Genomic DNA, 13,963 nt, shown 5'->3' on the forward strand with positions numbered 1-13,963 from the left:
CACGATTCCCGGTAGTGCCGGCCGCTGGCCGGCCGCCCGGGCCAGACCTACGGCAGGAACAGCTCCACCACGTCATTGGTGAACCGACGCCCCAGCTCCGTGGGCTGCGCGTGTCCGCCTTCCAGAGTCATCCAGCCGCGTGCGATGGCCGTCTGCAACGGTGCGGCGATCTGCGCGCGGTCCAGCCCGGTGCGCGACTCGAAGTCCTTCAGCGCGAACCCTTCATGCAGGCGCAGCAGGTTGAGCATGTACTCGAACGGCAGCCGGTCCGCGCTGATCACATCATCGCCCCCGATCGCCGCCGCCGTGCCGGCGGTGTCCATGAACGTCTGCGGGTGCTTGTGCTTCCAGCGGCGCAGCACGTGCTGTTCGGCGCCGGAACTGATCTTGCCGTGCGCGCCGGCACCGATGCCCAGGTAGTCGCCGAAGCGCCAGTAATTCAGGTTGTGCTGGCTCTGCCGTCCGGGCCGCGCGTAGGCGCTGACTTCGTACTGCGCATACCCCGCCTCGGCCAGCAGACGCTGGCAATGCTCCTGCATGTCCCAGGCCGAGTCGTCGTCGGGAATGCCCTGGGGCGGCCGTGCGAAGAACACCGTGTTGGGCTCCAGCGTGAGCTGGTAGTGCGACAGGTGGGTGGGCTGCAGGGCGAACGCGCGCTCCAGGTCGTACTCGGCCTGCGCCAGCGTCTGCTCCGGCAACGCGTACATCAGGTCGATGTTGAAGTTGTCGTAACCGGCATCCTGGGCCAGCTTCACCGCGCGCTCGGCTTCGCCACTGTCGTGGATGCGGCCCAGCCGCTGCAGTGCCGCGTCGTTGAAGGTCTGGATGCCGAAGCTGATCCGGTTCACCCCGGCCGCACGGTAACGGTCGAAACGGCCATGTTCGGCGGTGCCCGGGTTGGTTTCCAGGGTCACTTCCAGGTTCGGCGCGAAGCGCAGGCGTGCCGCGGCCGCCTGCAGGAAGCGGTCGATCGCCTCGGGCGGGAACAGGCTGGGCGTGCCGCCGCCGAAGAACACGCTGCTGACCACCCGTCCCCACACCAGCGGCAGGTCCTGGTCCAGGTCGCGGATCAGCGCATCGATGTAGGCCTCGAACGGCAGCTCGCCCTTGGCCGCATGCGAATTGAAATCGCAATACGGACACTTGCGCACGCACCAGGGCAGGTGCACGTACAGCGACAGCGGCGGGGTCACCAGCGACACACCATGGTCGTGGTCGCAGTGTTCGCCTGGGGGGCAATGGTCGTGTGCGGTGTTCACGGGTCGTGCCGGCCGCTGGCCGGCTTCCAGGAAAAGGTCAGCATTCCAGTCACATCAGGGCCGGCAGCTTCTGCTTCAGCAACTGCAGCGCCTTGGCGCGGTGGCTCATGGCGTTCTTCAGGTCCGGTGCCATCTCGGCCGCGGTCTGCTGCAGCACCGGGTCGAGGAACAGCGGGTTGTAGCCGAAGCCGTGGCTGCCGCGCAGCGCATCCAGGATTTCGCCTTCCCAGGTGCCTTCACAGATCAGCGGTTGCGGATCCTCGGCATGGCGCAGCAGCACGATCACTGCATAGAAGCGCGCGGTACGGCGCTCGGGCGGCACGTCGCGCAATGCCTCCAGCAGCTTGGCGTTGTTGGCGGCGTCGTTGGTGGGGCTGCCGGCGTAGCGCGCGCTGTACAGGCCCGGCGCGCCGTCGAGCGCGTCCACGATCAGGCCCGAGTCGTCGGCCAGTGCCGGCAGGCCGGTGCTGGCACTGGCGTGGCGGGCCTTGATCAGCGCGTTCTCGACGAAGGTCAGGCCGGTCTCCGGCACATCGCTCACGCCCAGGTCGCCCTGCGCCACGATCTCCAGCGGCAGGCCGCCGAGCATGGCTTGAAGTTCCTTCAGCTTGCCAGCGTTGCCGCTGGCCAGGACCAGTTTCATGGCTTGGGCTCCAGCAGGTCCCACGTGTTGCCGTACAGGTCGCGGAACACCGCAACCGTCGCGTAGGGCTCTTCGCGCGGGGGTTCGAGGAACGCCACGCCGCGGGTGGTCATCGCGGCATGGTCGCGGTGGAAGTCATCGGTATGCAGGAAGAAGGCAACCCGCCCACCGGTCTGGTTGCCGATCCGGCTGCGTTGTTCATCGTTGCTGGCGCGCGCCAGCAGCAGCGCGGCGGCGCTGCCGTCGGTCGGGCCGACCACCACCCAGCGCTTGCTGCCCTGGTCGATGTCCTCGATCAGGCTGAAACCGAGCATGCCGGTGTACCAGGCGATCGCCTCGTCGTACTCGGCGACCACCACGGTGGTCAGGGCAATGCGCCGGCTCACGACTGGGCCAGGGCAGCCTGCTGGGCCGCGAACAGGTCGGTGATGCCCTTTTCGGCCAGGGCCAGCAGCGCGTCCAGCTCGTCGCGGCGGAACGCGTGGCCTTCAGCGGTGCCCTGCAGTTCGATGAAGCCGCCGCCGTCGTTCATCACCACGTTCATGTCGGTATCGCAGTCGCTGTCCTCGGCGTAATCCAGGTCCAGCACCGGGGTGCCGCGGTAGATGCCGACCGACACCGCCGCGACCGCGCCGAAGATCGGGTTGCGCTTGATGTCGCCGCGCTTGAGCAGGAAGTTGACCGCATCCACCAGGGCCACGTAAGCGCCGGTGATGGCGGCGGTGCGGGTGCCGCCATCGGCCTGCAGCACATCGCAGTCCAGGGTAATGGTGCGCTCGCCCAGGGCGCCACGGTCCACGCAGGCACGCAGCGTGCGGCCGATCAGGCGCTGGATCTCCAGCGTGCGGCCGCCCTGCTTGCCACGGGCCGCTTCACGGTCGTTGCGGGTGTGGGTGGAGCGCGGCAGCATGCCGTATTCGGCCGTCACCCAGCCTTCGCCCTTGCCGCGCAGGAAGCCCGGCACGCGGTTCTCCACGCTGGCGGTGCACAGCACGCGGGTTTCACCGAAGCTGACCAGCACCGAGCCTTCGGCATGGCGGGTGAAGGCGCGTTCGATGCGCACTTCGCGCAACTGGTCGGCCTGGCGGCCGCTGGGACGGGGATCGGACATGGATGGCTTCCGGTATGACGGGGGATGCGGGACCGCGCCCGGACCGGTGACCGGCAGGCGAGGAGGCTCCAAAGGAACCGCTAGGGTACCATTTGCACTTTGAGAGCACCGGAAACCCCCCATGATTCGAAGCATGACCGCCTATGCCGGCGGCGAGCGCGCCACCCCGTGGGGCACGCTTGCCTGTGAGCTGCGCTCGGTCAACCACCGGTTCCTGGAGGTGGGCGTGCGCCTGCCCGAGGAGCTGCGTGCGCTGGAGCCGCAGCTGCGCGAACGTGTCGCGAACCGCTGCAGCCGCGGCAAGATCGATCTGGTCATGCGCCTGCGTGCGCCCGAGGTCACCGGCGCGCTGGTGGTCAACGACGCGCTGCTGGCCCAGCTCGGTGAGCTGGCCACCCGCCTGGCCTCGGGTTTCCCCAGCCTGCAGGTGAGCTTCACCGAACTGCTGCAGGTGCCGGGCGTGATGCAGGGCGAGGCGGTCGATGCCGCCGCGCTGCATGCCGAAGCGCTGGCGCTGCTCGATGCGGCCCTGGACGGCTTCGTCGCCGCGCGCGAACGCGAAGGCGACAAGCTGGCCACGGCGATCCAGGAACGGGTCGACGGTGTCGAGCGCATCGCCGCCGAGGTCACCACGCTGATTCCGCTGATCCGCGAGGGCCAGCGCAGCAAGCTGGCCGCGCGCTTGGCCGATCTGCCGCATCCGGTCGACCCCGGTCGTGCCGAGCAGGAGCTGGTGATGTGGCTGCAGAAGCTGGACGTGGATGAGGAGCTGGACCGCCTGCGCAGCCACATCGTCGAGATCCGCCGGGTGTTCACGCAGCGCGAGCCGGTCGGTCGCCGCCTGGACTTCCTGCTGCAGGAGTTCAACCGCGAGGCCAACACGCTGGGCTCCAAGTCGGTGGACAGCCGTACGTCCAACGCGGCCGTCGAGCTCAAGGTGCTGATCGACCAGATCCGCGAACAGGTGCAGAACATCGAATGAGCAGCCAGCCCATCCAGAGCCCGGAAACGGCCCGCGGCACGCTGTACATCGTGGCCGCGCCCTCCGGGGCCGGCAAGAGCAGCATCGTCAACGCGACTCTCGCGCGCGATCCGCAGATCGCCTTGTCGATCTCGTTCACCTCGCGGGCGATGCGGCCGGGCGAGGTCAATGGTGAGCACTACCACTTCGTCAGCGCCCAGGAGTTCGAACGGATGATCGCCGCCGGCGACTTCTTCGAGCATGCCTGGGTGCATGGGGACTGGAAGGGCACCGCGCGGCAGTCGGTGGAACCGCAGCTGGCCGCGGGCCAGGACGTGCTGCTGGAGATCGACTGGCAGGGTGCCCAGCAGGTGCGCCAGCTGGTGCCCGGCACGGTGACGGTGTTCATCCTGCCGCCGTCCAGGCAGGCCCTGCAGGACCGCATGCGCAAGCGCGGGCAGGACAGCGAGGCGGTGATCGCCCAGCGGCTGTCGGCGGCGCGCGAGGAGATGCTGCATTTCAACGACTTCGACTACGTCATCGTCAACGAGGTGTTCGAGACCGCCGTGGACGAGCTGTGCGCCATCTTCACGGCCAGCCGCCTGCGCCGGGAGGCCCAGAAGGTCCGCCACGCGGGCCTGATCCAGGCCTTGCTGACCCAGGATTCGGCGACAACTGACTGATTCATAAGGGGCGGGTAGCGGGTCGGCTTGATTTTGTCCAGCCCCCGCCGGTACAATCCGTCCCCTTTCCCTCATTCGATTGCGCAGCCCTTACCGGCTGCCGGGAGCCCGCATGGCCCGCATCACCGTAGAAGATTGTCTGGAAGTCGTGAACAACCGTTTCGAACTGGTCATGATGGCGTCCAAGCGCGCCCGTCAGCTGGCCAATGGCGTCCAGGCCACCCTGGACAACAGCGAAACCGACGACAAGCCGACCGTGCTGGCGCTGCGCGAAATTGCCGCCCGCAAGATCGACAACGCCCTGATCGACGAAGTCGAGAAGGCCGAGCGCGAGCGTGCCGAGCGTGAAGCGCTGGAGTGGGCTGCGGCGGAAGTCGTTGCCGACGAAGACATGTCCAAGAACGACGACTGATCGCTCACGCGATGGTTCGCTGGTATTCCAGACAGCCCGCCCTCGGCGGGCTGTCTGCGTTTCGTCTCGCGATTGACAACGCTTCTGCCCATCGCTCATGACGCAATAATTTGCCGATATCCCGTGGCTGGAATAGTCTTCCAGCCATGAACCCAGGCCCCTCTGCCAAGGTCGCCGCCTCGCCCGGCGCGGCTGTACCCGACTACGTCCTCCAGCTCGAGCGCGCGGCACACTACCTGCCGCCCGATCAGTTGCCGCTGCTGCGCCGTGCCTGGGAAGTGGGTGCGTCGGCGCATGCCGGCCAGACCCGCAAGTCCGGTGAGCCTTACATCACCCACCCGGTGGCGGTGGCGCAGGTGCTGGCCGAACTGGGCCTGGACGTGGAAGCGCTGATCGCGGCCATCCTCCACGACACCATCGAAGACACCCCGCTGACCCGCGAGGAGCTGGCCGCCGAGTTCGGCGAAGCGGTGGCCGAGCTGGTCGACGGCGTCACCAAGCTGGACAAGCTGAAGTTCCGCGACCGCCAGGAAGCGGCCGCCGAGAGCTTCCGCAAGATGCTGCTGGCGATGTCGCGCGACCTGCGCGTGATCATGATCAAGCTCGCCGACCGCCTGCACAACATGCGCACGCTGGGCGCGCAGAGCCGCGAGGCGCGCGGCCGCATCGCCCGCGAAACGCTGGAAATCTACGCCCCGATCGCGCAGCGGCTGGGCATGAGCCTGGTCAAGAGCGAGCTGCAGAACCTGGGCTTCAAGGCCCTGTATCCGTGGCGCCACGCCATCCTGGAAAAGCACATCCGCAGCCAGCCGGTGGTACGCCGCGAGGCCATGGCGCAGGTGGAGGTGCAGCTCTCGCAGCGGCTGGCCAAGGAAGGTCTGGAGCACCGTCTGGTGAGTCGGATCAAGACCCCGTGGAGCATCTACAACAAGATGCGCGACGAGAACAAATCCTTCGACCAGGTCATGGACGTGTTCGGCTTCCGGCTGGTGGTGCGCAGCGTGCCCAACGCCTACCACGCGCTCGGCTCGGTGCACGCCACGTTCAAGCCGCTGGACGGGCGCTTCCGCGATTTCATCGCCATTCCCAAGGCCAACGGCTATCAGTCGCTGCACACGGTGCTGTTCGGGCCCTACGGCTCGCCGATCGAAGTACAGATCCGCACCGAGGAAATGGACCTGATCGCCGAGCGCGGCGTGGCCGCGCACTGGACCTACAAGTTCGGCGGCGACAGTCCCAACAGTGCGCAGAGCCGCGCGCATGCCTGGATCGTGGAGCTGATCGATTCGCAGCGGGCCGCCGGCTCGTCGCTGGAATTCCTCGACAACGTGAAGGTCGACCTCTTCCCGGACGAGGTGTACCTGTTCACCCCGAAGGGAAAGATCCTGGCGTTGCCGCGCAACTCCACCGCGCTGGATTTCGCCTACGCGGTGCATACCGACGTTGGCAACATGGCGGTCGCCTCACGCGTGGACAAGAAGCTGGTACCGCTGCGCACCAAGCTGGTCAGTGGCCAGACCGTGGAAGTGATCACCGCGCGTTCGGCCACGCCCAAGCCGCAGTGGCTGGAATTCGTGGTGAGCTCCAAGGCCCGCACCGCCATCCGCCACCAGCTCAAACAGCTGGAACACGAAGATGCCGTGCAGCTGGGCCATCGCATGCTGGACCGCGCGCTGGAAGCGATGGACAGTTCGCTGGAGCGCCTGCCCAAGGGCCGGTTGGATGCGTTCCTGGCCGAGCACCGCTATCCGCGCCTGGAAGCCCTGCTGGCCGAAGTGGCGCTGGGCAACTGGATGCCCAACCAGGCCGCGCAGGCGCTCATGGCCTATGCGGAGCTGCGCGGTGGCGCGCATTCCAAGCATTCGCAGGAGAAGATCCTGATCAATGGCAGCGAGCGCGGCGTGGTCAGCTTCGCCAACTGCTGCCAGCCGATTCCCGGCGACGACATCATGGGCTACCACACTGCCGGCAAGGGCATCGTGGTGCATCGCCTGGATTGCCCGAACCTGGCCGAGCTGCGCAAGTCGCCCGAGCGCTGGGTGCCGATCGGCTGGGACACCACCGTGTCCGGCGATTACGACACCTCGCTGGTGGTGGAAGTGGAGAACGGTACGGGCGTGCTGGCGCAGCTGGCCGCGGCGATCGCGCAGAGCCACTCCAACATCGAGCGGGTGGACTACCTGGACCGCGACTTCAATGCCGCCGTGCTCTGCTTCAACGTGCAGGTCCGCGACCGCAACCACCTGGCCGAAGTGATGCGGCGCCTGCGCCGCCTGTCGGTCGTGCAGTCGGTAAGGCGCCAATAGGCGCGTTACCGACGGGGAGAGCCACGCCCTGCGTGGCTGGCCGCGCGAGGCGCGGCAATGATCGAAACCGATACAATGGCCACCATTGTTCGACATATCGAGGCACCCCATGTCCCGCCAGATCATCAACACCGAAAACGCCCCGGCCGCCATCGGTCCGTACTCGCAGGCCGTGCGCGCCGGCAACACCGTGTATTTCTCCGGCCAGATTCCGCTCGATCCGGCCACCGGCGACATCGTCGGTGCCGGTGACATCGAGGCGCAGGCACGTCGGGCCTTCGACAACCTCAAGGCCGTGGCCGAAGCCGCCGGCGGCTCGCTGGACAAGGTGGTCCGTCTGGGTCTGTACCTCACCGACCTGGCCGAATTCGCCAAGGTCAACGCGGTCATGCAGGACTACTTCCAGGCACCGTTCCCGGCCCGTTCCACCATCGAAGTCTCCGGTCTGCCGAAGGGCGCCAACTTCGAGGTTGACGCGGTGATGGTCATCGACTGACCTGCCACGTGGCGCGCAAGTCGGTCGCGACCCCGGCACTGGCGCCGGCCGGTGAAGCCACTTTGGCGATGCTGGTTGGGGTCGGCCCGGCCGTGGCCGGCAAGCTGCAGGCGCGGGGGCTGGTCACGCTGCAGGACCTGTGGCTGCACCTGCCGCTGCGCTATGAGGACCGCACCGCGCTGACCCGCATCCAGGACCTGCGCAACGGTGTGCCGGCCCAGATCGAAGGGCGGGTAGTGGCCGTCGAGCGCGGCATGCGCTACCGGCCGATACTCAAGGTGGCGGTGGAGGATGAAGGGCAGGGCACGTTGCTGCTGCGCTTCTTCCACTTCCGCCAGCAGCAGGTCGGGCAGTTCGCGGTCGGTACCCGGCTGCGCTGCTTCGGTACGCCCAAGCCGGGCCAGCTCGGGCTGGAAATCGTCCACCCCAGCTACCAGATCCTCGGCCGCACGGATGACCCGGCGCTGGGCGACAGCCTGGACCCGGTATACCCCACGGTGGAGGGCATGGGCCCGGCCACGATGCGCAAGCTGATCGGCCAGGCGCTGGACCGGTTGCCGGAAGAGAGCACGCTGGAACTTCTGCCGTCGGGCTGGCTCGACGGGCTGGCGCTGCCGTCGCTGCGCAGCGCGCTGTTGACCGTGCACCGGCCGCCGCCGGACGCCAACCTGGGCGCGTTGGCGGCCGGCATCCATCCGGCCCAGCGCCGGCTCGCGCTGGAAGAACTGCTGGCCCATCACCTGAGCCTGCGCCGTCAGCGCATCGCGTTGCAGGCGCACCACGCGCCGCCGCTGGCCGGGCCGGGGCGGCTGGCCAAGGCACTGCTCAAGCAGCTGCCGTTTGCCCTGACCGGCGCGCAGCAGCGCGTGTTCAAGCAGATCCGCGACGACCTCGCCCGGCCCAGTCCGATGCTGCGGCTGGTGCAGGGCGATGTCGGCTCGGGCAAGACCGTCGTTGCCGCGCTGGCGGCCATGCTGGCGGTGGAGCAGGGCAAGCAGGTGGCCCTGGCCGCACCAACCGAACTGCTGGCCGAACAGCATCTCAACAACCTGCGTGGCTGGCTGGAGCCGCTGGGCGTGCGCGTGGCCTGGCTGGCCGGGAAGGTCACCGGCAAGGCACGCACCAAGGTGCTCGAACAGGTGGCCAACGGCGACGCGCAGGTGGTGGTGGGTACCCATGCGCTGATGCAGGAAGCGGTGGTGTTCCAGGACCTGGCGCTGGCGATCGTCGACGAACAGCACCGCTTCGGCGTGCACCAGCGGCTGGCGCTGCGCGACAAGGGCGCTGGTGGGCGCAGCGTGCCGCACCAGCTGGTGATGACCGCGACCCCGATCCCGCGCACGCTGGCGATGTCCGAATACGCCGACCTGGATGTGTCGGCCATCGATGAACTGCCGCCGGGCCGCACCCCGGTGCAGACGGTGGCGCTCAACAATGATCGTCGTCCCGAGCTGATCGAGCGCATCGCGCTGGCCTGTCGCGAGGGTCGCCAGGTGTACTGGGTGTGCACCCTGATCGAGGAGAGCGAGGAGCTCGACGCCACCCCGGCCCAGGCCACGTTCGAATCGCTGCAGGCGCTGCTGCCCGGCGTGCGCGTGGGGCTGGTGCATGGGCGGCTGAAGGCGAGCGAAAAGCTGGCCACCATGGTCGCGTTCAAGGCCGGCGACATCGACCTGCTGGTGGCCACCACGGTGATCGAAGTCGGCGTGGACGTGCCCAACGCCTCGCTGATGGTGATCGAGAACGCCGAGCGCCTCGGGCTGGCGCAGCTGCACCAGCTGCGCGGACGCGTCGGTCGCGGGTCGGCGGTGTCGCGCTGCGTGATGCTGTACCAGGCCCCGTTGTCGTCCATGGCGCGTGAGCGGTTGGAAACCATGCGCCAGACCAACGATGGCTTCGTGATTGCCGAGAAGGACCTGGAGCTGCGCGGCCCCGGTGAACTGCTGGGAACGCGGCAGACCGGGCTGGCCGGCTTCCGCATGGCCGACCTGGCGCGTGATGCCGACCTGCTGCCGGGGGTGCATGCGCTGGCCGAGCGCATGCTGGCCGATGCGCCGGAAGCAGCCGACAGAATCGTCCATAGATGGATTGGCAGCGCTGTTCGATACGCGGGCGCGTAGAGCCGCGCCCTGCGTGGCCGCACCTGGACAGGGTCCGGATTTCTGATGCACTTCTTCGTTCTGGTCCAAACGTCGGCGAGTGGCCGTTTGCCTTGGTCTGCTGGCTCCGGAGGCGTGTGCCGCTGCGCGCGGTCTCCACGCAGGGCGTGGATCTACACCCGTTGTTCCGTGCCTGGCAGGCAGCATCAGCCGTCCGGGGCTTGCGCCCGGCTACATGGCCGGGGCTGGCCTTGTATTTGTCATGTAGGGGTGAGACATTCCGTTGCCGCTAATGAAGACGGCACGCATGACCAAGAAGATCCCGCTGTTGATCGACACCGATCCGGGCGTCGATGATGCCCTGGCCTTGTTGATGGCCTTTGCCGATGAACGCCACGACGTCGTCGGCCTCACCATTGCCGCCGGCAATGTCGGCCTGGACCACACCGTCCGCAATGCGTTGAAGCTGTGCGAAGTAGCCGGTCGTGACGACGTGCCCGTGTTCGCCGGCACCGCCGACCCGCTGCTGCACCCCTCCGTCGATGCCGCCCACGTGCACGGCGCGGACGGCTTCGGCGACGTCAACCTGCCGGCCGCAACGCGCCAGGCGGAAGCCGAACATGCCGCGCTGGCCATCCTGCGCCTGTCCCACCAGTACGCCGGCGAGCTGTTCCTGGTGGCGCTGGGCCCGCTGACCAACCTGGCCCTGGCACTCAAGCTCGACCCGACCCTGCCGCAGCGCGTGAAGCGCTTCCTGGTCATGGGCGGTGCGGTGACCTGCCACGGCAACATCACCCCGGCCGCGGAGTTCAACATCGCCTTCGACCCGGAGGCGGCGCACGTGGTGTTCACCGGCTTCCCGCATATCGAAGTGGCCGACTGGGAAGCCACCGTCGCCCACGGCCTGCTGCACGCGGACGTCGAGCAGTGGCTGGCCGCCGACAGCGACAAGGCGCGCTTCTATGAGCTGATCTCGCGCCAGACCCGCCTGTGGTCCGAAGACAGCCGGGGCGAGCGCTGGTTCGCCGCCGATGCCCTGGCCATGGCCTGGGCGCTGCAGCCCGAGGGCGCGCTGCGGGTCGAGTCGCGGCCGCTGAACGTGGAACTGGCCGGCGTCCACAGCCGCGGTGCTACCATTGTCGACTGGAACCGCCAGACCGGGCAGCCGGACAACACCCAGCTGCTGATGGCGTACGACCAGGGGCGCTTCGAAGCCCAGGTCCGTGCCGCCCTCGGGGTCCAGTAAGGCCGCCACGGCGCGCCTGTTCATGTAGCGGACATCCCGGCTTGCCCTTGCAGGGCGCTGGGACTATAATGCCGCGCTTACGTTTTTCATACTCTCTACGGTGTGTCCATGAAGGCCGATATCCATCCGAACTACCGTGACGTCGTGTTTCAGGACGTTACCTCCGATTTCAAGATCCTGACCCGTTCCACCATGGCGTCGAAAGAAACCGTGCAGTGGGAAGACGGCAAAGAGTACCCGCTCGTCAAGATCGAAATCTCCTCCGCTTCGCACCCGTTCTACACGGGCAAGCACAAGGTGATCGACACCAGCGGCCGTATCGACAAGTTCCAGAAGCGTTTCGGCAAGCCGGCTGCGGCTGCTGCTGCCGAGTAAGCTGTCGACGCTGCTGCATGAGAACAACGGTCGCCTTGGCGGCCGTTGTTTTTTTATGCCTGCGGTAAACCCTGCTGGCGGATGAACGGCGATTCATAAATTGTCCGGGCCTGCGCAACGCAGTGTCCATATCAGCCCGGCTGGAGGGCCGCCAGGCTTGCGCGGACAGGGTGGGGCGGCCCTTCGTCTACGACTTCCGTCCTAGGGCGTGGCAAATGTTGCTGTGCGATAATGGCGTGATCCACAGCACAGGCTGTGGACTTCTTTCACGTGCCTGCCCCATGCGCTTGGGTGGGCGCCTTCCCCTGAGGAGCGCACACAGTGTCCGATCTTGATCAGGTCACGCTCAACGCCGGCGAAAAGTCGGTTGTTCTGCCTGTCATCAAACCCACGCTCGGCAACGATTGCGTCGATATTTCGAAGCTGACCAAGGAAACCGGTCTCTTCACCTACGACTCCGGCTTCACCGCCACCGCCAGCTGCAAGTCCGCCATCACCTATATCGACGGTGACAAGGGCGTGCTGCTGTATCGCGGCTATCCCATCGAGCAGCTGTCGGAAAAGTCCAGCTACGTCGAAGTGGCCTACCTGCTGATCAACGGCGAGCGTCCGAGCGCCGAGCAGCTGAAGGCCTTCACCGACGAGCTGGCTGCCGAAGCCAACGTCGATGCGTCGATCAACACCCTGATCGGCAGCTTCGCCAAGGATGCCCATCCGATGGCCATCCTGACCGCCGCCATCGCGCAGCTGTCGGGTATCTACCATGCCTCGCTGGACCTGTCCGACGCCGAGCAGCGCCGCCAGGCCGCCGTGCGCCTGATCGCCAAGGTGCCGACCCTGTCGGCCCTGATCTACCGCCATGGCAAGGGCCTGCCGGCCAACACGCCGGACACCTCGCTGGACTACGTCAGCCGCTTCCTGAAGCAGACCTTCGAGTCGGCCGACGGCCAGTATGAGCTGAACCAGGATGTGGTGAAGGCGCTGGACCTGCTGTTCATCCTGCACGCCGACCACGAGCAGAACGCTTCGACCTCGACCGTGCGCCTGGTGGGCTCGACCGGTGCCAACCCGTACGCCTCGGTCGCCGCTGGCGTCACCGCGCTGTGGGGTCCGGCCCACGGCGGTGCCAACGAAGCCGTGCTGAAGATGCTCGAAGAAATCGGTTCGGCCGACAACGTCGAATCGGCCGTGCTCAAGGCGAAGGACAAGACCTCGGGCTTCCGCCTGATGGGCTTCGGCCACCGCGTGTACAAGAACTTCGATCCGCGCGCCAAGGTCATCGGCGAGATGACCGGCAAGGTGCTCAAGCAGCTGGGCGTGCAGGATCCGCTGCTCGACGTGGCCGTCAAGCTTGAGCAGGCCGCGCTGCAGGACGATTACTTCGTCGCCCGCAAGCTGTACCCGAACGTCGACTTCTACAGCGGCATCATCTACAAGGCGCTGCAGATCCCGACCGAGATGTTCACCGTCATGTTCGCCCTGGGCCGCACCTCCGGCTGGGTCGCGCATTGGCTGGAACAGCAGGTCGATCCGGAAATGAAGATCGGCCGCCCGCGCCAGGTCTACACCGGCAGCGACGTACGCGATTACAAGAGCTGATAAGCCCTCTGTAGTGCAGTAAAGAACGCCTCCGCACGGAGGCGTTTTTTTTGGGTAAAAGAAATTGCAGTGGCGCCACGATCGATTTGAGAATGATTGCATGGGTCGCTTCGGTGGCAATGACTACTCTGGTTTCGCTGCCGGTGAGGCATGCCTGCTCCGGCGGTGCTTTCGCAATGAAAGCTCCCATGTACATTTCGAGAGAGAAACCATGTCGCAACTCCTGAAGAAGGCTGCCTTGACGGTAGCGCTTGCCGCTGCCTCGTTGTCGGCCCACGCCGCCGTGGAAGCCAACATCACTGTCTGGGCGAATGTCGATCCGACGCTGTCACTGCTGAAGGCCGACGGCACCGCACTGCCGGACGCCGTTCAACTCGTCTACCGCGCAGGCGGGGCCGGTCTGGCGCCGTGGAGCGAGAACGTGCGCATCTTCAGCAATGATGTGGAAAAGAACGTCAGCGTGCGCCTGGCCGCCGCTGCCGTGCTCAGCCCGGACCTGGCTGCGCCCGGTGCCATCAACGTGCCGCTGACCGTGAGCCTCAATGGCCGCGCCCTGGATACCACCGCCATCGAGTTCAATGCGGACGACCTGTTCGAAAGCGCGATTCCGGGCGCGTCGATCGCCATGCCGCTGAAGGTGGCACAGACCACGTCCGGCGAAATCAATTTCGCTGGTCTGTACAGCGGCACCGTTGCGCTGGTCGTCGCCCAGGACGCCAGCAACCCGTAAGTCCCCCGTGCCGGCCCGTTCGCGGGCCGGCCGGCCATCGGTA

14 protein-coding genes are annotated in these 13,963 nt (G+C 66.9%); 10 read left to right on the top strand and 4 right to left on the bottom strand.

Annotated elements, in window-relative coordinates; all coding sequences use genetic code 11:
* Positions 1–47: 47 nt before the first annotated feature.
* From hemW to rph, 4 genes are all read right to left on the bottom strand, one after another.
* Positions 48–1,202, bottom strand: a complete 1,155-nt coding sequence (gene hemW, locus RT456_RS09960) for a radical SAM family heme chaperone HemW (protein ID WP_313345969.1) — start codon at positions 1,200–1,202, stop codon at positions 48–50.
* Between the two features lie 106 nt (positions 1,203–1,308).
* Positions 1,309–1,902 carry an RdgB/HAM1 family non-canonical purine NTP pyrophosphatase gene (gene rdgB, locus RT456_RS09965; protein ID WP_313345852.1) on the bottom strand — a complete coding sequence of 198 codons (594 nt, stop codon included), beginning with the start codon at positions 1,900–1,902 and terminating at the stop codon, positions 1,309–1,311.
* A complete protein-coding gene (locus RT456_RS09970; protein ID WP_313345855.1) occupies positions 1,899–2,288 on the bottom strand; it encodes a VOC family protein in 390 nt (129 codons plus the stop codon). Before RT456_RS09970 ends, rdgB begins: the two co-directional genes overlap by 4 nt.
* Complete coding sequence (rph, locus tag RT456_RS09975; protein ID WP_313345857.1) at positions 2,285–3,013, bottom strand: ribonuclease PH; 729 nt, start codon at positions 3,011–3,013, stop codon at positions 2,285–2,287. The genes RT456_RS09970 and rph overlap by 4 nt, the downstream gene beginning before the upstream one ends.
* A gap of 121 nt (positions 3,014–3,134) precedes the next feature.
* On the opposite strand from rph, the gene RT456_RS09980 reads away from it, so the two are divergent.
* The 10 genes from RT456_RS09980 (at position 3,135) to RT456_RS10025 (ending at position 13,920) form a co-directional block, all read left to right on the top strand.
* On the top strand, positions 3,135–3,995 hold the full coding sequence (locus RT456_RS09980) for a YicC/YloC family endoribonuclease (protein WP_313345860.1): 861 nt from the start codon (positions 3,135–3,137) through the stop codon (positions 3,993–3,995).
* The gene (gene gmk / locus RT456_RS09985) at positions 3,992–4,657 is read left to right on the top strand and encodes a guanylate kinase (RefSeq protein ID WP_313345863.1); all 666 of its coding nucleotides are present in this window, start codon (positions 3,992–3,994) and stop codon (positions 4,655–4,657) included. Before RT456_RS09980 ends, gmk begins: the two co-directional genes overlap by 4 nt.
* A gap of 112 nt (positions 4,658–4,769) precedes the next feature.
* Positions 4,770–5,069, top strand: coding sequence for a DNA-directed RNA polymerase subunit omega (rpoZ, locus tag RT456_RS09990; RefSeq protein ID WP_017357259.1), 300 nt, complete (start codon positions 4,770–4,772; stop codon positions 5,067–5,069).
* Between the two features lie 146 nt (positions 5,070–5,215).
* Positions 5,216–7,375 (top strand): bifunctional (p)ppGpp synthetase/guanosine-3',5'-bis(diphosphate) 3'-pyrophosphohydrolase, encoded by a 2,160-nt coding sequence (locus RT456_RS09995; protein WP_313345865.1) that lies wholly within the window; start codon positions 5,216–5,218, stop codon positions 7,373–7,375.
* 109 nt (positions 7,376–7,484) lie between these two features.
* The gene (locus tag RT456_RS10000) at positions 7,485–7,871 is read left to right on the top strand and encodes a RidA family protein (protein ID WP_313345868.1); all 387 of its coding nucleotides are present in this window, start codon (positions 7,485–7,487) and stop codon (positions 7,869–7,871) included.
* An 8-nt stretch (positions 7,872–7,879) separates the two neighbouring features.
* Complete coding sequence (gene recG, locus RT456_RS10005) at positions 7,880–9,991, top strand: ATP-dependent DNA helicase RecG (RefSeq protein WP_313345871.1); 2,112 nt, start codon at positions 7,880–7,882, stop codon at positions 9,989–9,991.
* Between the two features lie 286 nt (positions 9,992–10,277).
* Positions 10,278–11,216 carry a nucleoside hydrolase gene (locus RT456_RS10010; RefSeq protein WP_313345874.1) on the top strand — a complete coding sequence of 313 codons (939 nt, stop codon included), beginning with the start codon at positions 10,278–10,280 and terminating at the stop codon, positions 11,214–11,216.
* Between the two features lie 108 nt (positions 11,217–11,324).
* Entirely contained in the window at positions 11,325–11,591 is a 267-nt protein-coding gene (locus RT456_RS10015) for a type B 50S ribosomal protein L31 (protein ID WP_313345876.1), read from the top strand.
* 321 nt (positions 11,592–11,912) lie between these two features.
* The gene (locus RT456_RS10020; RefSeq protein WP_313345879.1) at positions 11,913–13,190 is read left to right on the top strand and encodes a citrate synthase; all 1,278 of its coding nucleotides are present in this window, start codon (positions 11,913–11,915) and stop codon (positions 13,188–13,190) included.
* A 211-nt stretch (positions 13,191–13,401) separates the two neighbouring features.
* Entirely contained in the window at positions 13,402–13,920 is a 519-nt protein-coding gene (locus RT456_RS10025; RefSeq protein ID WP_313345882.1) for a CS1 type fimbrial major subunit, read from the top strand.
* The last annotated feature ends 43 nt before the right edge of the window (positions 13,921–13,963 follow it).

The organism is Stenotrophomonas sp. (assembly GCF_032099025.1).
GTDB lineage: Bacteria > Pseudomonadota > Gammaproteobacteria > Xanthomonadales > Xanthomonadaceae > Stenotrophomonas.

Bases quoted from the DNA above. Each gene is read 5' to 3' on its own strand.
- rdgB (WP_313345852.1), bottom strand. From the start codon at position 1,902: ATGAAACTGGTCCTGGCCAGCGGCAACGCTGGCAAGCTGAAGGAACTT.
- rph (WP_313345857.1), bottom strand. From the start codon at position 3,013: ATGTCCGATCCCCGTCCCAGCGGCCGCCAGGCCGACCAGTTGCGCGAA.
- RT456_RS09980 (WP_313345860.1), top strand. From the start codon at position 3,135: ATGATTCGAAGCATGACCGCCTATGCCGGCGGCGAGCGCGCCACCCCG.
- gmk (WP_313345863.1), top strand. From the start codon at position 3,992: ATGAGCAGCCAGCCCATCCAGAGCCCGGAAACGGCCCGCGGCACGCTG.
- rpoZ (WP_017357259.1), top strand. From the start codon at position 4,770: ATGGCCCGCATCACCGTAGAAGATTGTCTGGAAGTCGTGAACAACCGT.
- RT456_RS09995 (WP_313345865.1), top strand. From the start codon at position 5,216: ATGAACCCAGGCCCCTCTGCCAAGGTCGCCGCCTCGCCCGGCGCGGCT.
- RT456_RS10000 (WP_313345868.1), top strand. From the start codon at position 7,485: ATGTCCCGCCAGATCATCAACACCGAAAACGCCCCGGCCGCCATCGGT.
- RT456_RS10010 (WP_313345874.1), top strand. From the start codon at position 10,278: ATGACCAAGAAGATCCCGCTGTTGATCGACACCGATCCGGGCGTCGAT.
- RT456_RS10015 (WP_313345876.1), top strand. From the start codon at position 11,325: ATGAAGGCCGATATCCATCCGAACTACCGTGACGTCGTGTTTCAGGAC.
- RT456_RS10025 (WP_313345882.1), top strand. From the start codon at position 13,402: ATGTCGCAACTCCTGAAGAAGGCTGCCTTGACGGTAGCGCTTGCCGCT.